The sequence below is a fragment of the Pseudomonas lactucae genome, from assembly GCF_036688725.1.
Taxonomy (GTDB): domain Bacteria; phylum Pseudomonadota; class Gammaproteobacteria; order Pseudomonadales; family Pseudomonadaceae; genus Aquipseudomonas; species Aquipseudomonas lactucae.
In genome coordinates, this window is sequence record NZ_JAQQPT010000004.1 from 215,900 (window position 1) to 236,278 (window position 20,379).

Here is a 20,379-nt window from a genome sequence, read left to right on the forward strand (position 1 = left end):
GCGTCTGGAGGTCCAACGCGGGCCTCCAGACGCAGGGCGGGTTATTCCACCGTCACCGACTTGGCCAGGTTGCGCGGCTGGTCAACGTCGGTGCCCTTGAGCACGGCCACGTAGTACGACAGCAGCTGCAGCGGGATGGTGTAGAGGATCGGCGACAGGGTGTCGTTGATGTGCGGCATGTTGATGACGTGGGTGCCTTCGCCGTTGGTCATGCCGGCTTTCTCGTCGGCGAAGACCACCAACTGGCCGCCACGGGCGCGCACTTCCTGCAGGTTGGATTTGAGCTTTTCCAGCAGTTCGTTGTTCGGCGCAACGGTGACCACCGGCATGTCGTCATCCACCAGGGCCAACGGGCCGTGTTTGAGCTCACCGGCCGGGTAGGCTTCGGCGTGGATGTAGGAGATTTCCTTGAGCTTGAGCGAGCCTTCCATCGCCACCGGGTACTGCGCGCCGCGGCCGAGGAACAGGGTGTGGTTCTTGTCGGCGAACAACTCGGCGACTTTTTCCACAACGCTGTCCATGGCCAGGGCTTCGCCCAGGCGGGTCGGCAGGCGGCGCAGTTCTTCGACCAGCGTGGCTTCGACGCCGCTGGCCAGGGTGCCGCGTACTTGGCCCAGGGACAGGGTCAACAGCAGCAGGCCGACCAGTTGGGTGGTGAAGGCTTTGGTGGAGGCCACGCCGATTTCGCGACCGGCCTGGGTCAGCAGGGTCAGGTCGGATTCACGCACCAGGGAGCTGATGCTGACGTTGCAGATCGCCAGGCTGGCGAGGAAGCCCAGCTCTTTGGCATTGCGCAGGGCGGCCAGGGTGTCGGCGGTTTCGCCGGACTGTGAGATGGTCACGAACAGGGTGTCGGGCTGTACCACCACTTTGCGGTAGCGGAACTCGCTGGCCACTTCGACCTGGCACGGGATGCCGGCCAGTTCTTCCAACCAGTAACGGGCAACCATGCCGGCGTGGTAGCTGGTGCCGCAGGCAACGATTTGCACATTGCGTACTTTGGCGAACAGCTCGGCGGCTTGTGGGCCGAAGGCGTTGACCAGTACGTGTTTGTCGCCCAGGCGACCTTCCAGGGTGCGTTGCACCACGGCCGGTTGCTCGTGGATTTCCTTGAGCATGAAGTGGCGGAATTCACCTTTGTCGGCCGCTTCGGCACCGTCGCGGTATTGCACGGCTTCGCGTTCGACGGATTGACCGTTCACGTCCCAAATTTGCACGCTTTCACGGCGAATGTCGGCGATATCGCCCTCTTCGAGGTACATGAAGCGGTCAGTGACCTGACGCAGGGCCAGTTGGTCGGACGCAAGGAAGTTTTCCCCCAGGCCCAGGCCGATCACCAGCGGGCTCCCACTGCGAGCGGCAACCACACGGTCTGGTTGGCTGGCGCTGATCACGGCCAGGCCGTAGGCGCCGTGCAGTTCCTTGACCGTGGCCTTGAGGGCGGTGGTCAGGTCGCTGTGGTCCTTGAGTTTATGGTTGAGCAGGTGGGCAATGACTTCGGTGTCGGTGTCCGAAGTGAATACGTAGCCCAGGCCCTTGAGCTGTTCGCGCAGCACTTCGTGGTTTTCGATGATGCCGTTGTGCACCACGGCCAGGTCACCGGAGAAGTGCGGATGGGCGTTACGCTCGCACGGTGCGCCGTGGGTGGCCCAGCGGGTGTGGGCAATACCCAGGCGACCCACCAGCGGCTCACCGGCCAGGGCCTGGTCCAGTTCGCTGACTTTACCCGGGCGACGCACGCGCTCAAGCTTGCCGGCGTTGGTGAAAACCGCCACACCGGCGCTGTCATAGCCGCGGTATTCGAGGCGCTTGAGGCCTTCGATCAGGATCGCGGTAACGTTACGTTCGGCAACTGCGCCAACAATTCCACACATGGTGTTTCTCCTAGATGATTGCCGCGCATATCAGCGTAATGCCGCGGGCTTGGATCTGGTCGCGGGCCTCCAGCGGCAGGCGATCATCGGTGATAAGGGTATGGACGCTGCTCCAGGGCAGTTCCAGGTTGGGAATCTTGCGGCCGATCTTGTCGGATTCGACCATCACCACCACTTCACGAGCGACCTCGGCCATCACGCGGCTCAGGCCCAGCAGTTCATTGAAGGTGGTGGTACCGCGCTCCAGATCGATGCCATCGGCACCGATGAACAGTTGATCGAAGTCGTAGGAGCGCAGTACCTGCTCGGCCACCTGGCCCTGGAACGAATCCGAATGCGGGTCCCAGGTGCCGCCGGTCATCAACAGCACCGGCTCATGTTCCAGTTCGCTCAACGCGCTGGCCACGTGCAGGGAGTTGGTCATGACGACCAAGCCAGGCTGGTGGCCCAGTTCCGGGATCATGGCGGCGGTGGTGCTGCCGCTGTCGATGATGATGCGGGCGTGTTCGCGCAAGCGCACCACGGCAGCACGGGCAATGGCGCGTTTGTAGATCGAGATAGGTTGGGCGGGGTCGCCGACCAGCTCCTGAGGCATGGTGATAGCGCCACCGTAGCGGCGCAGCAGCAGGCCGTTGCTTTCGAGGGCGGCCAAGTCTTTGCGGATGGTCACTTCCGAGGTTTCGAAACGCTTGGCCAATTCGTCCACGCTGACTTCGCCTTGTTCGTTGAGCAAGGTGAGGATGTTGTGGCGCCGTTGGGGTGTATTTCGTTTCGACATGGCGATGATAAGTTTCGTTTCGAAAGATAACGAAGGCAATCAAAACCTATTGGTGAAAGATCGTCAAGCGCCGGACCGCATTTTTTATTAACAACGTAGAGCAAATGTGGAGGGGGCTTGCCCCCGATAGCGGTAGATCAGTCAGCTTATGTACCGACTGACACATTGCTATCGGGAGCAAGCCCCCTCTCACATTGGAGTTATCTTGTCTGGGAGATTGTGGATAACTCAGGTCTTTTTGATTTTGACCGGGCGTTTCCAGCCGTCGATGTTGCGTTGGCGGGCGCGGGCGACGGCCAACTGGGACTTATCCACATCCTGGTTGATGGTTGAGCCTGCTGCGGTGCTGGCGCCATCGTCGAGCGTAACTGGGGCGACCAACGAATTGTTGGAGCCAATAAAGACGTCCGCACCGATGGTGGTCTGGTGCTTATTGGCGCCATCGTAATTGCACGTGATGGTGCCAGCGCCGATGTTGGTACGCGCCCCCACGGTGGCATCACCCAGATAGGTCAGGTGGCCGACTTTGGCCTCGTCACCTAATTGGGCGTTTTTCATTTCAACAAAGTTACCCACATGTGCCTTGGCTCCCAGCACGCTACCCGGACGCAACCGCGCAAACGGCCCGGCATCGCTGCCCTCGCCCATCACGGCACCGTCGAGGTGGCTGTTGGCCTTGACCACAACGCCTTTGCGCAGGGTGCTGTCCTTGATCACGCAGTTCGGGCCAATCACCACGTCATCTTCGATGATCACGCGGCCTTCGAGGATCACGTTGATGTCGATCAGCACGTCACGGCCCACAGTGACCTCACCGCGTACATCGAAGCGAGCCGGGTCGCGCAGGGTCACGCCCTGCGCCATCAGGCGGCGGCCTTCGCGCAGTTGATAGTGACGCTCCAGCTCTGCAAGCTGCTTGCGGTCGTTGGCGCCCTGCACTTCCATCGGGTCGTGAGGCTGTTCGGTGGCGACCAGCAGGCCGTCACTCACAGCCATCTCGATGACGTCGGTGAGGTAGTACTCGCCCTGGGCGTTGTTGTTGGACAGGCGGCCCATCCAGTCGGCGAGCTTGTTGGCGGGGACGGCGAGGATACCGGTGTTGCCTTCGGTGATGGTGCGCTGGGCTTCGCTGGCGTCCTTGTGTTCAACAATGGCGGCGACCTTGCCATCGGCATCGCGCACGATGCGTCCGTAGCCGGTGGGGTCTTCCAGCTCGACGGTGAGCAGGCCCATCTGGCCCGGCACTACGTGCGTGAGCAAACGTTGCAGGGTTTGTACTTCAATCAGCGGCACGTCGCCGTAGAGGATCAGCACCGTGTCAGCGGTGATGAACGGCACGGCTTGCGCGGCGGCGTGGCCGGTGCCCAGTTGTTTGTTTTGCAGCACGAAATTCAGGTCGTCCGCGGCCAGGCGTTCACGCACCACATCGGCACCGTGGCCGATTACTACGTGAATGCGCTGGGGGTCGAGTTGCCGGGCGCTGTGTATAACATGGCCCAGCATGGAGTTGCCGGCTACCGGGTGCAGCACCTTGGGCAAAGCCGAACGCATGCGGGTGCCTTGGCCTGCTGCGAGAATGACGATTTCAAGAGACATGAATGGCTACCAATCCTGGGCGGTCCGGCTTCAGACCAAAGAAGTGTTTTGCTAAAAAAGAAAAAGGGTAGCCGAGGCTACCCTTTTTAATCAATCGCACAGTCAGTATTACGACAGATGCCGTTTTACTTCTTGCGGATCTGCTGGAGAGTACGCAGCTGGGCTGCGGCCTCGGCCAGACGGACTGCAGCAGCGCTGTAGTCGAAGTCTGCGCCTTTTTCGTTCAGCGCCTTCTCGGCAGCCTTGACGGCTTCCTGAGCGGAGGCTTCATCCAGGTCGCCAGCACGTTGCACGGTGTCGGCAAGTACCTTGACCATGTTCGGCTGAACTTCGAGGAAACCACCGGAGATGTAAAACACCTCCTTTTCCCCGCCTTGCTTGGTCAGCGTGATCGGACCTGGCTTCAAGCTGGTGATCAACGGCGCGTGGCCCATGGCAATACCCAGGTCACCGAGTTCGCCGTGTGCAATCACCATTTCTACCAGACCGGAGAAAATTTCCCCTTCCGCGCTGACGATATCGCAATGGACTGTCATAGCCATCTGATTGCCTCAACCTGATGAGCGCCCGTTTCCGGGCGCTTGGATTACAGTTTCTTGGCTTTCTCGATCGCTTCTTCGATGCCGCCGACCATGTAGAACGCTTGTTCTGGCAGGTGGTCGTAGTCACCGTTGAGGATGCCTTTGAAGCCAGCAATGGTGTCTTTCAGGGAAACGTATTTACCCGAGGCACCGGTGAAGACTTCAGCCACGAAGAACGGCTGCGACAAGAAACGCTGGATCTTACGAGCACGGTTTACCAACTGCTTGTCGGCTTCCGACAGCTCGTCCATACCCAGGATCGCAATGATGTCCTTCAGTTCTTTGTAACGCTGCAGCACGTACTGAACGCCGCGAGCGGTGTCGTAGTGCTCCTGGCCGATCACGTTCGGGTCCAGCTGGCGCGAAGTCGAGTCGAGTGGATCGACCGCTGGGTAGATACCCAGGGAAGCGATGTCACGGGACAGTACGACGGTGGCGTCCAAGTGGGCGAAGGTGGTCGCTGGCGACGGGTCGGTCAAGTCATCCGCAGGTACGTATACCGCTTGGATCGAAGTGATCGAACCTTCCTTGGTCGAAGTGATACGTTCTTGCAGAACGCCCATCTCTTCAGCCAGGGTCGGCTGGTAACCTACTGCCGAAGGCATACGGCCCAGCAGTGCGGATACTTCAGTACCGGCCAGGGTGTAACGGTAGATGTTGTCGACGAACAGCAGAACGTCGTTACCTTCGTCACGGAACTTCTCGGCCATGGTCAGGCCGGTCAGTGCTACGCGCAGACGGTTACCCGGCGGCTCGTTCATCTGACCGTAAACCAGCGCCACTTTGTCCAGAACGTTGGAGTCCTTCATCTCGTGGTAGAAGTCGTTACCCTCACGGGTACGCTCACCCACACCGGCGAACACGGAATAACCGCTGTGCTCGATGGCGATGTTACGGATCAGTTCCATCATGTTTACGGTCTTGCCTACACCGGCACCACCGAACAGACCGACTTTACCGCCTTTGGCGAACGGGCAAACCAGGTCGATAACCTTGATGCCGGTTTCCAGCAGGTCGTTGCCGCCCGCTTGCTCGGCGAACGAAGGTGCTGGACGGTGAATGCCCCAGCGCTCTTCGGTGTCGATCGGGCCCGCTTCGTCAATCGGGTTGCCCAGTACGTCCATGATCCGGCCCAGGGTCGCTTTACCGACCGGTACGGAGATGGCTGCGCCGGAGTCGATAACGTCCAGACCGCGCTTCAAGCCTTCGGTGGAACCCATCGCAATGGTACGAACTACGCCGTCGCCCAGCTGCTGCTGAACTTCCAGAGTAGTTTCCGCGCCTTGTACTTTCAGCGCGTTGTAGATGCTCGGTACGCTGTCGCGTGGGAATTCCACGTCGATAACGGCGCCGATGATTTGAACGATACGTCCGCTACTCATAGCTGGATCCTCTGAATATTTGAACCGTTAAACCGCGGCAGCGCCGCCGACGATTTCCGAGATCTCTTGGGTGATCGCAGCCTGACGCGCCTTGTTGTAGATCAGCTGCAAATCGCTGATCAGATCACCGGCGTTATCGGTAGCGTTTTTCATCGCGATCATCCGCGCCGCTTGTTCAGCTGCGTTGTTCTCGACCACCGCCTGGTACACCTGCGACTCCACGTAGCGCACCATCAAGCCGTCAAGCAGCTCTTTGGCGTCTGGTTCGTAGAGGTAGTCCCAGTGGTGCTTGAGTTCCTGATCCGGAGTCGCCACCAGTGGAATCAATTGCTCCACGGTTGGCTGCTGGGTCATGGTGTTGATGAACTTGTTGGATACCACGGACAGGCGGTCAATCCGGCCTTCCAGGTACGCATCCAGCATCACCTTCACACTGCCGATCAAATCATTGATCGACGGCTCTTCACCCAGGTGGCTGATAGCTGCAACGACGTTACCGCCGAAGTTACGGAAAAAGGCCGCACCCTTGCTACCCACAACACACAGATCGATCTCGACGCCGTTTTCGCGGTTTACCGCCATGTCCTTGACCAGGGCCTTGAACAGGTTGGTATTCAGACCACCACACAAACCACGGTCACTGCTCACTACCACATAACCCACACGCTTGACGGCGCGCTCGATCATGAACGGGTGGCGGTATTCCGGGTTGGCGTTGGCCAGATGCCCAATTACCTGGCGGATACGCTCCGCATAAGGACGGCTAGCAGCCATGCGCATTTGTGCCTTGCGCATTTTGCTGACCGCCACTTTTTCCATGGCGCTGGTAATTTTTTGCGTGCTTTTGATGCTCGCAATCTTACTGCGAATCTCTTTTGCGCCTGCCATGTAACACCTATCAGGTTAGCAAGCGGGAGCCTTGCGGCTCCCGCTGCGGCTTACCAGGTTTGGGTGGCCTTGAACTTCTCGATACCGGCTTTCATGCCAGCGTCGATATCGTCATTGAAGTCACCCTTCACGTTGATCTTCGCCATCAATTCGGCGTGATCGCGGTTGAAGTAAGCAATCAGCGCTTGTTCAAAGCTGCCGACCTTGGCGATTTCAACGTCGGTCAGGAACCCACGCTCAGCGGCATACAGCGACAACGCCATGTCAGCGATCGACATTGGGGCGTATTGCTTCTGCTTCATCAGCTCGGTAACGCGCTGACCATGCTCAAGTTGCTTACGGGTCGCTTCGTCCAGGTCAGAAGCGAACTGGGCGAATGCCGCCAGTTCACGGTACTGAGCCAGAGCGGTACGGATACCACCGGAGAGCTTCTTGATGATCTTGGTCTGAGCGGCACCACCCACACGGGATACCGAAACACCGGCGTTCACTGCAGGACGGATCCCGGAGTTGAACATGGCCGATTCCAGGAAGATCTGACCGTCGGTGATGGAAATCACGTTGGTCGGAACGAACGCGGAAACGTCGCCAGCCTGGGTTTCGATGATCGGCAGTGCGGTCAGGGAACCGGTTTTGCCGGTCACTGCGCCGTTGGTGAACTTCTCTACGTACTCTTCCGAAACGCGGGAAGCACGCTCCAGCAGACGGGAGTGGAGATAGAACACGTCGCCTGGGTAAGCTTCACGGCCTGGTGGACGGCGCAGCAGCAGGGAGATTTGGCGATAAGCCACTGCCTGCTTGGACAGATCGTCATAAACGATCAGCGCGTCTTCACCGCGGTCACGGAAGAATTCACCCATGGTGCAACCGGAGTACGGTGCCAGGAATTGCAGCGCAGGAGATTCCGAAGCACTGGCAGCCACGATGATCGTGTTGGCCAGGGCGCCGTTTTCTTCCAGCTTGCGAACCACGTTGGCGATGGTCGATTGCTTCTGACCAATGGCGACGTAGACGCAGAAAATGCCGCTGTTCTTCTGGTTGATGATCGCGTCGATGGCCAGAGCGGTTTTACCGATCTGACGGTCACCGATGATCAGCTCACGCTGGCCACGGCCGACAGGAATCATGGCATCGACAGCCTTGTAGCCAGTCTGTACAGGCTGGTCTACCGACTTACGCCAGATCACGCCTGGAGCAACTTTCTCGACCGCGTCGGTCTCGGTGTTGCCCAGTGGACCTTTACCGTCAACAGGATTACCCAGTGCATCGACGACGCGACCCAGCAGTTCCTTACCAACCGGAACTTCCAGGATGCGGCCTGTGCACTTGGCGCTCATGCCTTCAGCCAGACTGGTGTACGCGCCCAATACAACGGCACCTACGGAGTCTTGCTCCAGGTTGAGGGCCATACCGTAGACGCCGCCCGGAAACTCGATCATCTCGCCGTACATGACGTCGGCCAGACCGTGAATCCGCACGATGCCGTCAGATACGCTGACGACAGTGCCTTCGTTACGGGCTTGGGAGGTCACATCGAGCTTGTCGATGCGGCCCTTGATAATTTCACTTATTTCGGAAGGATTGAGTTGCTGCATTGCTCTGCTGCCCCTTCAAACTCAAGATTTCAATGCTTCGGCAAGTTTCGCGATTTTGCCGCGAATCGAGCCATCGATAACCAGGTCGCCGGCACGGATAACAACACCACCAATCAGGGATGCGTCCTCCGAAGCTTGCAGGCGCACTTCCCGATTGAGTCGTGCACTGAGAACCTTGGCGAGTTTGTCTTGCTGTTCTTGGTTCAATGCAAAAGCACTGGTCACTTCAACGTCTACCGACTTCTCTGCTTCGGCCTTGTACAGGTCGAACAGAGCGGCGATCTCCGGCAACAGCGGGAGACGGTCGTTTTCGGCAACGACATTGATGAAGTTCTGCACTTTCACATCAAACTTGTCGCCGCACACTTCAATAAAAGTGGCGGCCTTGTCTGCGCTCGTCAGGCGCGGGGCCTTGAGCACGCGCTGCATGGTGTCGTCTTGCGACACTGCTGCAGCCAGGCCGAGCATGGCTGACCAAGAGGCCAGCTGCTGGTGGGCCTGGGCGTGCTCGAAGGCTGCCTTAGCGTAAGGTCGGGCCAACGTGGTCAGTTCTGCCATGATCGCCCTCGCTTAAATTTCAGCAGCCAGTTTGTTAACCAGCTCCGCGTGCGCGTTTTGATCGATTGTGGCACCGAGGATCTTCTCGGCACCGCCGACCGCCAGAGCACCCAATTGGGCACGCAGCGCGTCTTTGACGCCGTTCAGTTCCTGTTCGATCTCGGCATGAGCCGAAGCCTTCACACGGTCAGCTTCGACGCGGGCTTTTTCAACAGCCTCTTCGACGATCTGGTTACCGCGCTTCTTGGCTTGCTCAATGATTTCAGCTGCCTGTGCTTTAGCTTCGCGCAGTTGATGACCCACTTTCTCTTGGGCCAACTCCAGGTCGCGAGCTGCACGACTGGCAGCGTCCAAACCATCCGCGATCTTCTTCTGACGTTCGTGCAAAGCCGCGATGACCGGAGGCCACACGAACTTCATGCAAAACACTACAAAAATGAAGAACGCAACGGATTGGCCAATCAGGGTTGCATTAATGTTCACGCCAACACCTCGCTCATTCGTTGTCCATCACTCCAATCAACTCGAAAATTCGAGTGATCAGCCAGCGAGTTGACCAACGAAGGGGTTCGCGAAGGTGAAGAACAGAGCGATACCAACGCCGATCATGGTTACGGCGTCGAGCAGGCCGGCAACGATGAACATTTTAACTTGCAGCATTGGAACCATCTCTGGCTGACGCGCTGCGCCTTCCAGGAACTTGCCGCCCAGCAGGCCGAAACCAATGGCAGTACCCAGGGCGCCCAGGCCGATCAACAGTGCAACAGCGATAGCGGTTAGACCAACTACAGTTTCCATCTTTCCTCCCGACTTTTACGTCGTATGGTTTAGGTTTTTTAGATTTTAAAGCGGTAAAACAAATCGTTTCATAGCCCTGGTGGGCCACCTTCCCGTTTCACCGGGAAGGACATCAGACTAGTCGAGACTGGCCTTAATGGTTCTCTTCGTGCGCCATCGACAGGTAGACGATGGTCAGCATCATGAAGATGAAGGCCTGCAGGGTAATGATCAGGATGTGGAACACAGCCCACGCCCACTGCAGAACTACGCCCAGGCCGCTAAGCCAGAGCAGACCGCTGCCGAACATCACAGCGATCAGAATGAACACCAGCTCGCCGGCATACATGTTGCCGAACAGTCGCAGAGCCAGGGAAATTGGCTTGGCGACCAGGGTGACGAACTCCAGCAGGAAGTTCACCGGAATCAGCAGGGCTTGAACGAAGATGTTCTTGCTGCCGAACGGGTGCAGGGTCAGTTCGCCGATGAAGCCGCCGATGCCCTTGACCTTGATGCTGTAGAAAATGATCAACGCGAACACCGACAGGGCCATGCCCAAGGTGGCGTTAGGATCCGTGGTGGACACCGCACGGAATGGAATGTGGTGATCGCCGGAGATCAGGATGGCCAATTGAGGAATCCAGTCGACCGGGATCAGGTCGACGGCGTTCATCAGGAACACCCAGACGAAGATGGTCAGTGCCAGCGGTGCAATCACCGGGCTGCGGCCATGGAAGCTGTCTTTGACGCTGCCATCGACGAATTCGACCAATACTTCAACGAAGTTCTGCAAAGCACCTGGCTGACCGGATGTCGCCTTCTTCGCCGCCATGCGGAAAATCAGGACGAAGATCAGACCCAATGCGACCGACCAACCCAGAGTATCCAGGTGGAAAGCCCAGAAACCCATTTCCTTGGCCTCTGCTGCGGTGTGGGCAAAGCCCCAGCCGCCGTTGGGAAGCTGACCGAAAGTCAGGTTCTGCAAGTGGTGCTGGATATAGCCCGAAGCGGTTGTTTCTGCCATGGTTGCCTCAAACGCCCTAAGGTTTCGAAAGTCTTGTTTTCATTAGCAGGGGAGCGAACCAGCTGACCAGTTGGGTCAACACGAAGACGCCGAATACAGCCAGCGGCGCCAATGGCTTCACACCTGCAAAGGTCAGTGCAAACAGCACTGCCGTCAAAATCAGTTTCCCTGCCTCGCCGGCATAAAAAGACCGGACGATAGCCTGGGCTGCTCGGGCGCCGGAAAACCGAAAGGCCCTGTGAGCAAAATACATATTGGGCAGCAAGGCTATCAGGCCTCCGCAAAGTCCTGAATACCCAGCTACGACTCCATGCCCGTACCAAAGCGCCAACGCGGCGATCAGCAGGATGACAAATTGAGCCAATAAAACCGGGAAAACGGCCAAGCGATGGAACGGCAACGTGTTTGGCGTGCGGGTTTCCATCACTCTTGCTCCTCAATGGTCGGCTGCCGGAAATCAATAACTTGGCATAATTTGTGCCGACAAAATGCGCGCAGAGTATAGGGGCGGTTCTGCCCCTATTCAACTGTCGGGTAGTGATTTCCGATCACGCGCTACATAAGCAAATGTTTCAGCGGATGTGGGCAAGGACGCCTTGAAGCTCATCAAGGGAGTTATATCCGATGACCAATTGCCCTTTGCCTTTCTTGCCGTGGCGAATTTGCACCGCAGAGCCCAGCCGCTCGGCCAGGCGCTGTTCGAGACGGGCAATATCCGGATCAGGTTTGGCTGTTTCGACCGGTGCAGGTTTGCCACTGAGCCACTGGCGAACCAAGGCCTCGGTCTGACGAACGGTGAGCCCTCGTGCGACAACGTGTCGCGCCCCTTCAACCTGCTGATTTTCGGGCAAACCGAGCAATGCACGGGCGTGACCCATTTCCAGATCACCATGGGACAACATGGTCTTGATGACTTCCGGCAGCGCGATCAGGCGCAGCAGGTTGGACACGGTGACGCGGGATTTACCCACCGCCTCGGCCACTTGTTGCTGGGTCAGCTGGAATTCCTGCTGCAAACGCTGCAGGGCGATCGCTTCTTCGATCGGGTTGAGGTCTTCACGCTGAATGTTCTCAATCAACGCCATGGCGATCGCGGTTTCATCCGGCACATCGCGCACCATCGCCGGGATGGTCTCTTTACCGGCCTGTTGGCTGGCGCGCCAGCGGCGTTCGCCGGCGATGATTTCAAAGCGCCCGGCACCAATCGGACGCACCACGATCGGCTGCATCACGCCCTGGGCCTTGATCGAGTTGGCCAGCTCTTCCAGCGCCTGGGGATCCATGTCACGGCGCGGCTGGTATTTACCGCGTTGGATAAGGTCCAGCGGCAGATGCTGCAGCTCGCGCTCGTCGGCCTGCACCGCTTGTTCTTCAAGCGATGTGACGGTCGGACCACTCAACAGTGCATCCAGTCCACGTCCGAGACCTCGTTTCTTGACGGCCATGGGGATTCCTTAAGTTGGCTGGGCTGCAGCGGGGCGGGAGGTGCGGCGTTGACGGCGAACCATCTCGCCGGCCAGCGCCAGGTAGGCAATGGCGCCACGCGAAGTCTTGTCGTACGCCAACGCCGGCATGCCGTAGCTCGGCGCTTCGGCCAAGCGGATGTTACGTGGGATCACGGTGTCATACAGCTGCTCGCCAAAGTGTTCCTTGAGCTGGGCCGACACATCATTCATCAGGCTCAGGCGCGGGTCGAACATGGTGCGCAGCAGACCTTCGATCTGCAGATTCGGGTTGAGCAGTTCGGCGATGCGCTTGATGTTATCCACAAGGTCGCTCAACCCTTCCAACGCGTAGTACTCGCATTGCATCGGGATAATCACCCCGTCGGCGGCCACCAACGCGTTGAGCGTGAGCATCGACAGTGACGGAGGACAGTCGATCAAAATGTAGTCGTAGTTATCGCGGATCGGCGCCAGGGCGCTGCGCAGACGGCTTTCTTTCATCTGCATTTCCAGCAGCACCACTTCCGCCGCGGTCAGATCGCGGTTGGCCGGCAGCAGTTGATAACCACCGTGTTCGGAGAAGTGCATGGCCTGGGCCAGGTCGCACTCGCCGATCAGCAAGTCATAGACCGAGTTTTCCAAGCCGTGTTTATCCACACCGCTACCCATGGTGGCGTTGCCCTGTGGATCGAGATCGATCAGCAGCACCCGGCGCTTGGTCGCGACCAGGGATGCTGCGAGGTTGATGCAGGTGGTGGTTTTGCCCACGCCACCTTTCTGGTTCGCTATCGCGAATACCTTAGCCATTCTTGCTTGTGTTCCCAATCATGCCGTGCGGCGCAGTATCAGCAGATGGCGTTGGCCTTGGCAACCGGGTACGGCCAAGGCGTGTTCGCTATCGAGGTGGAAGTCTGCCGGCAATGCTAACAGCTCATCGCTTGGATGGACGCCCTTCATTGCCAGCCAGCGGGTGTCACGGTCGCCCAGGTGACGGGTCCAGTTGCTGAAGTTCTCCATGCTGCTGAACGCCCTGGACACGATGCCGTTGAATGGCAGTTCAGGCGTGAAGTCTTCGACGCGACTGTGGATAACTTGCAGGTTATCCAGCTTGAGTTCGAGTTTGACCTGGGTGAGGAAACGGGTTTTCTTGCCGTTGCTGTCCAGGCAGGTTACTTGCGCCTCGGGAAACAGGATGGCCAGGGGAATACCCGGCATGCCGCCGCCACTGCCGACGTCCAGCCAGCGACCGTTTTCGATGAAGGGCATCACGCTCAAGCTGTCCAGCAAATGCCGGGACACCATTTCGTCGGGATTGCGCACCGCCGTGAGGTTGTAAGCCTTGTTCCACTTGATCAACAGGGCCAGGTAGCCCAGCAGCAATTCGTGCTGCGCGGCGCTGAGGTCAATGCCTAACTGGCGTGCCCCTGTGGATAACTCTTCAGCATGTAGCGAGGTGACCAACGAACTCAAGCGCTTTGCTCCAACTGACGGCCCGCGCCGCGTTTTTTCAAATGAATCATCAACAGCGAAATGGCTGCCGGGGTGACGCCAGGGATACGTGACGCCTGGCCCAGAGTTTCCGGCCGAGTTATCCCCAGCTTGCTTTGAATTTCCTTGGACAACCCGGAAATCCCGGTGTAGTCGATATCCATAGGCAGCTTGGTGTCTTCACTGGCGCGCAGTCGGGCGATCTCGTCCTGCTGGCGGTCAATGTAACCGGCGTATTTGGTCTTGATTTCAACCTGCTCGGCGACCTGTGGATCTTCTGCGCCGCTGCCGGTCACTTCGACCAGGCCAGCGTAGTCGATTTCCGGACGGGACAGCAGGTTCAACAAGTTGTATTCGTGGGTCAGCGGCGTACCGAACTTTTCGGCGATCGCGTCGCCCTGCTCGGTCCCCGGACGCACCCAAGTACTCTTCAGGCGCTGTTCTTCCAGCGTAATGCTCTCGCGTTTTTTGCAGAACGCAGCCCAGCGCGCATCATCGACCAGGCCCAGTTCGCGACCCTTTTCGGTCAAGCGCAGGTCGGCGTTGTCTTCACGCAGGATCAAGCGATATTCGGCCCGGGAAGTGAACATCCGGTACGGTTCCTGGGTACCCAACGTAATCAGGTCATCGACCAACACGCCGATATACGCTTCATCGCGGCGCGGACACCAGCTGTCTTTGCCCTGCGCGCGCAGTGCCGCGTTGGTTCCGGCCAGCAAACCTTGGGCCCCGGCTTCTTCGTAGCCGGTGGTGCCATTGATTTGACCGGCGAAGAACAGGCCGCCGATCACCTTGGTTTCCAGGCTGTACTTCAAGTCACGTGGGTCGAAGTAGTCGTATTCGATGGCGTAGCCCGGACGCACGATGTGTGCGTTCTCCATGCCGCGGATCGATTGCACGATCTGGATTTGCACGTCGAACGGCAGGGAAGTGGAAATCCCGTTCGGGTACAGCTCATGCGTGGTCAAGCCCTCGGGTTCGATGAAGACCTGGTGGCTTTCCTTGTCGGCAAAGCGGTGGATCTTGTCTTCGATCGATGGGCAGTAACGCGGGCCGATGCCTTCGATCACCCCGGAATACATTGGCGAACGGTCGAGGTTCGCAGCGATGATTTCGTGTGTACGCGCATTGGTGTGGGTAATCCAGCAGCTCACCTGTTTGGGATGCTGCTCCTTGGAGCCCATGAACGACATCACTGGAATTGGCGTATCACCGGCTTGTTCGGTCATCACCGAGAAATCCACAGAACGCCCGTCGATACGCGGCGGGGTTCCGGTTTTCAAGCGACCGACGCGCAGCGGCAATTCACGCAGGCGTTTGGCCAGGGCAATCGACGGCGGATCACCGGCGCGGCCGCCGGAATAGTTCTGCATTCCGATGTGGATAAGTCCGCCGAGGAAGGTGCCGGTGGTCAACACCACGGATTGCGCGAAAAAACGCAGGCCCATTTGGGTGACGACACCCTTCACCACGTCCTGTTCGACGATCAGGTCATCAGCAGCCTGTTGAAAAATCCACAGGTTGGGTTGGTTTTCCAGGGTTTCACGCACCGCAGCCTTGTAGAGGATACGGTCGGCTTGAGCCCGTGTAGCCCGCACGGCTGGGCCTTTGCGGCTGTTGAGCACGCGAAATTGAATGCCACCCTTATCGGTAGCCATGGCCATGACACCGCCGAGGGCATCGATTTCCTTGACCAGATGGCTTTTACCGATCCCGCCAATGGCGGGGTTGCAACTCATGGCGCCGAGGGTTTCCACGTTGTGCGTCAGCAACAGGGTTTTTACGCCCATGCGTGCTGACGCCAGTGCTGCCTCGGTACCGGCATGACCGCCGCCGATGACGATCACTTCAAAACGGGAAGGGAAATCCACCACGCACCTCGTGCCTGCTTATGTAGGTAATCAGGAATTGTCTGTTGAAAGAGTTTTGGAGCAATGCCGGCAAGTATAGGGACTTAGCCGTTCCTAAAGAACCCTTTGCACAAAATTTAACCAGCTGTGGATGATTCACGGACAATAGAAATTAAAAAGAAAGAAATTTATAAGATCTTTGTTTTTATGTTTATTTCTACTGAGCATCATTTCTGTGGATAGATCTCTACAGGGCTTGTTTTACGTTGTGTACAGCGATTCAAAAGTCTGTGGTCATGTGCCAATGAGGTGCTTGGATAAGTGCTTTAAGCCTGTGGATTAAACAGGTGCTTATCCACAGATGGTTTTTTACTCAGGTTTCGAGCCCTGTTATCAACTGGGCACAAGAGGGGTTATTCACAGGGCTTAATCCACAGAAACAGCGGATTAAGCCTACGATGAAGCCCCGAATTCCTCATGAGAAGGAAGAAAAGACATGTGTTGTGAGAAAGCAGATGGGTAGTTAATAATAGCGATTATCATTAACCCACTTTGTCTCGCTTATGTCCCCTCCTTCACACACGGCAGTTGTCCAGCACATCTACGAGCAACACCATTCGTGGTTGCACGGGTGGCTCAAAGGCAAATTGAATAACGCCTGCGATGCCGCCGATGTAGCTCACGATACATTCGTACGTATTCTGGGCGGACGACACGCGGCGCAGATCCTTGAACCCCGCGACTACTTGGCGACTATTGCCAGGGGCCTGGTGATTGATCGCTATCGCCGGCATGCCGTCGAACAGGCTTACAGGCAAACCTTGGCCGAGCGCCCTGAAGCCGGCACGATCAGTGAAGAAGACAAGGCGATCATCATCGAAACCCTGGTGGCGGTGGATAAGGCGCTGTCCGGTTTGGGTGAACGAGCACGGCAAATCTTCCTGCTGTCGCAGATCGAGGGCCTGACTTATCAACAGATTGCCGACCAATTGCAGGTGTCGCTGACCACCGTGAAGAAACACATGATTCGCGCCCTCACCGAATGCTCATTGATGATGGCCAGCCGGTAATGGCCGCCCCTGATCGCGAGACATTCGAGGCCGCTGCCAGTTGGTACGTGCAGTTTCAATCGCAAACGCCGACGCCCGCGCAATGGCAGGCCTGGCAGCAATGGCTCAATGGCGATCCCTCCCATCAGGCGGCATGGAACCAGATGGAGCAGTTGCAGCGTAGCCTCAGCGCCCTGCCCCAAGACTTCACGCGTCGCGCGTTATCAACCACGCAACAACGTCGCCAGGTGCTCAAGTGGATGCTGGTACTCGGTGGAACCGGGTACTTGGGCTGGAATGTCCAGCAACATGCGTCGCTGGGCAACGTTTGGGCTGATTACGAAACCTCTGTGGGTAAACGCCGGCGTGTCGAACTGGCGGACGGTACGCGGATTGATCTCAACACCAACACGGCCATTGATGTGGTGTTTGACGGACGCCAACGCTTGATCCGCCTTCGCGAGGGTGAAGTCCTTATCCACACCGGCGCGCAGGGCAGGCACACGCCCTTTTATGTCGAGACTCGCCAAGGTCGTGTCCAGGCCTTGGGCACTCGGTTTACCGTACGCCAATGTTCGGATTCCACTCGGGTCGGCGTCTTGCAAGACCGGGTCAACCTGCTCCCACGCGACCAACCCGAGCACAACCGAATCCTCGTTGCGGGTCAAAGCGCAGCGTTTGATCGACACACCATAAGCCTTACACAGCCATATGGCGGGACACAGGCGGCCTGGGTCGACGGTCAGTTGATCGTGCTCGATGCCGAACTGGGCGATGTGATCGATGAATTGGCGCGCTATCGGCCGGGCGTATTGCGCTGTGACCAGGCCTCGGCGCGCCTGCGCGTTTCCGGTACGTTCCGACTCGACTCAACCGATGCGGTACTGGCCAACCTGCAAGCGACTCTGCCGATCCAGGTGAAGTACTTCACGCGTTATTGGGTGTCGGTGAACCGAATCGGTTGATCGCAAAAATAGTCCACTGGGGGGTTATCTTTTTTTTACCTGGCCCGGCCCTACAGGTATTACGACGCTACCTTCAGGGCTTACCTACCTATGCGCCTTTCCAGCAAGCTACGCCAACGACTTTCCTGCCATGGCATGACCTACGGCCTGTTGCTCATCACCAGCGGTGCGGTGTTATCCACAAGTGTAATGGCCGCCAGCACGCTGCAACACTACGCCATTGCGGCCGGCCCGCTGGCCAATGCGTTGAGCCAATTCGCCGCCAGGGCTAATGTGATTCTGTCCTTTTCACCCCAGCAAACCGAGCGTTTGAATACGCCTGGGCTGGAAGGTGATTATTCAGTAGACCAGGGCTTTGCCCTGCTACTGCGCAATAGCGGACTGCAGGCTGTGGCCCGGGCTCCCGGAAGCTATGTGCTGCAGGAGGCAGCCGCAGACCAACTGACCCTATCACCGACGACGGTGAGTACTTATCAACAGGGTGGTTTCAACCAGGAGATCGCCGGGGACGCGGGTTACAAGGCGCAGAACAGCCGGGTAGGGACCAAGACCAGCACACCATTATCGGAAACACCGCGTTCGGTATCGGTCGTCACTGGCCAGCGCATCAAAGACCAGAAGTCCCAAACCCTGACTGAAGTGTTGGGCTACGTACCGGGTATCTTTGCCCCGCCGTTCGCGGCCGGCGATGGTCTGGCAGGTGATCTGTTCTTTATTCGTGGTTTCAACGCCACGGACTACGGCTACGGACTGCTGCGAGATGGCCTGCGTGTGCAGGGCAATCGGTATGACACCACCAGCGAGCCCTATGGCTTGGAACGTGTCGAAATTTTCCGGGGTCCTTCTTCTCTGCTTTATGGTGAAAACGCACCCGGTGGCCTGGTGAATCTGGTGAGTAAACACCCTACCGCAACCCCATGGGGTGAGGTGCAGCTGGGTTATGGCTCGAACAACCGGCGCCAGCTGGGTGTGGATATCTCCGGTCCGCTCAACGACAGCGGCAATATCCTCGGTCGCGTGGTGATGCTGGGTCGTAAATCCGATACACAGACCGATCATGTCCCGGATGATCGGCTCTACATCGCCCCTTCGCTGACGCTTGACGTTGACGACTACAACACCCTGACGTTGCTGGCCAACTATCAGAAAGACCATACCAACCTGGAACTTGGCCTGCCTGCTGCCGGGACGTTGCTGAACAATCCCAACGGTAAACTCTCCAAGCACACCCTGCTCGGTAATCCTGACTGGAACACCTTCGAACGCGAATCCTGGAGCACAGGCTATGAATTCAGCCACAGTTTCAACGATGACTGGCAGTTCCGTCAGAATGCTCGCTACATGCAATCACGTATCAACCGTCATGAAACATGGCCGAGCGTGCTGAACAACAGGGGCTTTGGCACCCAACTGAACATGACGGCCTACGACCGCTATAACAAATCGATGGTGTATTCCCTGGATAACCAGCTCGAAGGCAATTTCCAGCTGGGTGGCCTGGAAAACACAGTTCTGTTAGGTGCCAGCTATGACCGCACGTCCTTCAATCAGGATTGGGATGCCGGATTTGCCGGCACTATCAATGCGTTCAACCCTGTTTATCTGCGCGATCCGCTCACCCCGATCGCCGTACAGAACACCTTGCTCGAACAGCAGATGAAAGGGGTTTATGCACAGCTGCAAAGCAAATATGACCATTGGCTATTCCTGCTCGGCGGCCGACAGGACTGGGTCAACAGCGATTTTCGCGACAAAGTGAACCAGGCCAGCAACACCGGCTCCGAAGATCGCAAGTTCACCTACCAGGGCGGCGTGATGTACCAGTTCGACAACGGCCTGACCCCGTATGTCAGCTATTCCACCGCATTTGTTCCGGTGCAGCAGATTTCCAACGCCGGTTCACCGTTGAAGCCGATCACCAGCAGCCAGTATGAAGTCGGTGTGAAATACGAGCCCATTGGCTGGGACACGGCAATGACCCTGTCGGTGTATGACTTGCGCAAGGAGGATGACACTTACCTGGACGCCACCACCAATAGCTATCGCCAAGTGGGCGAGAGCCGTGCCAAGGGGGTAGAAGTGGAGGTTAACAGTGCGATCAGCCCCAACCTGAATGTCACTGCGGCCTATACCTACACGGATGCACGGATTACCAAGGACTCCGCCACTTCATTGGTAGAAGGTCATCAGATGACAGGCGTTCCGCGTAACCAAGCGTCGGTGTGGGGCAAATACCGTTTTCTTGATGACCAGCTCAAAGGGTTGTCACTGGGTGGCGGTGTACGTTACTTCGACAGTACCTTTTCCTATACGGCACCGACACTCTACGGGAAGTTGGACGCCGGGAGCGTCACGTTGGTGGACGCAGCCGTTGGCTATCAGATCGACCCACACTGGTCGGTGGACCTGAACGCCAAGAACCTGTTCAACAAGGAATATGTATCCGGTTGCAACGATGCGGGACGCTGCTATTGGGGGGACAGCCGCACCCTGCTCGGTACAGTGTCCTACAACTGGTAAAGCACTGTG

19 protein-coding genes are annotated in these 20,379 nt (G+C 57.8%); 3 read left to right on the forward strand and 16 right to left on the reverse strand.

Annotation, left to right across the window (positions count from 1 at the left end):
* Positions 1 to 41: 41 nt before the first annotated feature.
* The 16 genes from glmS to mnmG all read right to left on the reverse strand — a co-directional run bounded on the left by glmS (position 42) and on the right by mnmG (position 15,857).
* Entirely contained in the window at positions 42 to 1,874 is a 1,833-nt protein-coding gene (glmS, locus tag V6M90_RS06035; protein WP_003177058.1) for a glutamine--fructose-6-phosphate transaminase (isomerizing), read from the reverse strand.
* Between the two features lie 10 nt (positions 1,875 to 1,884).
* Entirely contained in the window at positions 1,885 to 2,652 is a 768-nt protein-coding gene (locus tag V6M90_RS06040) for a DeoR/GlpR family DNA-binding transcription regulator (protein WP_003177059.1), read from the reverse strand.
* 228 nt (positions 2,653 to 2,880) lie between these two features.
* Positions 2,881 to 4,248 (reverse strand): bifunctional UDP-N-acetylglucosamine diphosphorylase/glucosamine-1-phosphate N-acetyltransferase GlmU, encoded by a 1,368-nt coding sequence (gene glmU, locus V6M90_RS06045; RefSeq protein ID WP_003177060.1) that lies wholly within the window; start codon positions 4,246 to 4,248, stop codon positions 2,881 to 2,883.
* A gap of 125 nt (positions 4,249 to 4,373) precedes the next feature.
* Positions 4,374 to 4,790 (reverse strand): F0F1 ATP synthase subunit epsilon, encoded by a 417-nt coding sequence (locus V6M90_RS06050; RefSeq protein WP_003177061.1) that lies wholly within the window; start codon positions 4,788 to 4,790, stop codon positions 4,374 to 4,376.
* 44 nt (positions 4,791 to 4,834) lie between these two features.
* Positions 4,835 to 6,211, reverse strand: a complete 1,377-nt coding sequence (atpD, locus tag V6M90_RS06055) for a F0F1 ATP synthase subunit beta (protein WP_003177062.1) — start codon at positions 6,209 to 6,211, stop codon at positions 4,835 to 4,837.
* A gap of 27 nt (positions 6,212 to 6,238) precedes the next feature.
* Complete coding sequence (gene atpG, locus V6M90_RS06060; protein ID WP_003195829.1) at positions 6,239 to 7,099, reverse strand: F0F1 ATP synthase subunit gamma; 861 nt, start codon at positions 7,097 to 7,099, stop codon at positions 6,239 to 6,241.
* Between the two features lie 50 nt (positions 7,100 to 7,149).
* Positions 7,150 to 8,694 (reverse strand): F0F1 ATP synthase subunit alpha, encoded by a 1,545-nt coding sequence (gene atpA, locus V6M90_RS06065; RefSeq protein ID WP_003177064.1) that lies wholly within the window; start codon positions 8,692 to 8,694, stop codon positions 7,150 to 7,152.
* Positions 8,695 to 8,715: 21 nt separating this feature from the next.
* Complete coding sequence (locus V6M90_RS06070) at positions 8,716 to 9,252, reverse strand: F0F1 ATP synthase subunit delta (protein WP_003177065.1); 537 nt, start codon at positions 9,250 to 9,252, stop codon at positions 8,716 to 8,718.
* 12 nt (positions 9,253 to 9,264) lie between these two features.
* Complete coding sequence (locus V6M90_RS06075; protein ID WP_003177066.1) at positions 9,265 to 9,735, reverse strand: F0F1 ATP synthase subunit B; 471 nt, start codon at positions 9,733 to 9,735, stop codon at positions 9,265 to 9,267.
* Positions 9,736 to 9,792: 57 nt separating this feature from the next.
* The gene (gene atpE, locus V6M90_RS06080) at positions 9,793 to 10,050 is read right to left on the reverse strand and encodes a F0F1 ATP synthase subunit C (RefSeq protein ID WP_002555987.1); all 258 of its coding nucleotides are present in this window, start codon (positions 10,048 to 10,050) and stop codon (positions 9,793 to 9,795) included.
* A 133-nt stretch (positions 10,051 to 10,183) separates the two neighbouring features.
* On the reverse strand, positions 10,184 to 11,053 hold the full coding sequence (gene atpB / locus V6M90_RS06085) for a F0F1 ATP synthase subunit A (protein ID WP_034101609.1): 870 nt from the start codon (positions 11,051 to 11,053) through the stop codon (positions 10,184 to 10,186).
* A 16-nt stretch (positions 11,054 to 11,069) separates the two neighbouring features.
* Complete coding sequence (locus V6M90_RS06090) at positions 11,070 to 11,477, reverse strand: F0F1 ATP synthase subunit I (protein ID WP_003177069.1); 408 nt, start codon at positions 11,475 to 11,477, stop codon at positions 11,070 to 11,072.
* A gap of 148 nt (positions 11,478 to 11,625) precedes the next feature.
* Complete coding sequence (locus V6M90_RS06095; protein WP_017528672.1) at positions 11,626 to 12,498, reverse strand: ParB/RepB/Spo0J family partition protein; 873 nt, start codon at positions 12,496 to 12,498, stop codon at positions 11,626 to 11,628.
* Between the two features lie 9 nt (positions 12,499 to 12,507).
* Positions 12,508 to 13,305 (reverse strand): ParA family protein, encoded by a 798-nt coding sequence (locus V6M90_RS06100; RefSeq protein WP_003177071.1) that lies wholly within the window; start codon positions 13,303 to 13,305, stop codon positions 12,508 to 12,510.
* An 18-nt stretch (positions 13,306 to 13,323) separates the two neighbouring features.
* A complete protein-coding gene (gene rsmG / locus V6M90_RS06105) occupies positions 13,324 to 13,968 on the reverse strand; it encodes a 16S rRNA (guanine(527)-N(7))-methyltransferase RsmG (RefSeq protein ID WP_003177072.1) in 645 nt (214 codons plus the stop codon).
* A complete protein-coding gene (gene mnmG / locus V6M90_RS06110) occupies positions 13,965 to 15,857 on the reverse strand; it encodes a tRNA uridine-5-carboxymethylaminomethyl(34) synthesis enzyme MnmG (protein WP_141062811.1) in 1,893 nt (630 codons plus the stop codon). Before mnmG ends, rsmG begins: the two co-directional genes overlap by 4 nt.
* Before the next feature lie 542 nt (positions 15,858 to 16,399).
* Between mnmG and V6M90_RS06115 the strand changes: the two genes are divergently transcribed.
* The 3 genes from V6M90_RS06115 (at position 16,400) to V6M90_RS06125 (ending at position 20,370) form a co-directional block, all read left to right on the forward strand.
* Positions 16,400 to 16,906 carry a sigma-70 family RNA polymerase sigma factor gene (locus V6M90_RS06115; RefSeq protein WP_003177074.1) on the forward strand — a complete coding sequence of 169 codons (507 nt, stop codon included), beginning with the start codon at positions 16,400 to 16,402 and terminating at the stop codon, positions 16,904 to 16,906.
* A complete protein-coding gene (locus tag V6M90_RS06120; protein WP_332846206.1) occupies positions 16,906 to 17,850 on the forward strand; it encodes a FecR domain-containing protein in 945 nt (314 codons plus the stop codon). The genes V6M90_RS06115 and V6M90_RS06120 overlap by 1 nt, the downstream gene beginning before the upstream one ends.
* 135 nt (positions 17,851 to 17,985) lie before the next feature.
* Positions 17,986 to 20,370 carry a TonB-dependent siderophore receptor gene (locus V6M90_RS06125; RefSeq protein WP_332846222.1) on the forward strand — a complete coding sequence of 795 codons (2,385 nt, stop codon included), beginning with the start codon at positions 17,986 to 17,988 and terminating at the stop codon, positions 20,368 to 20,370.
* Positions 20,371 to 20,379: the final 9 nt, after the last annotated feature.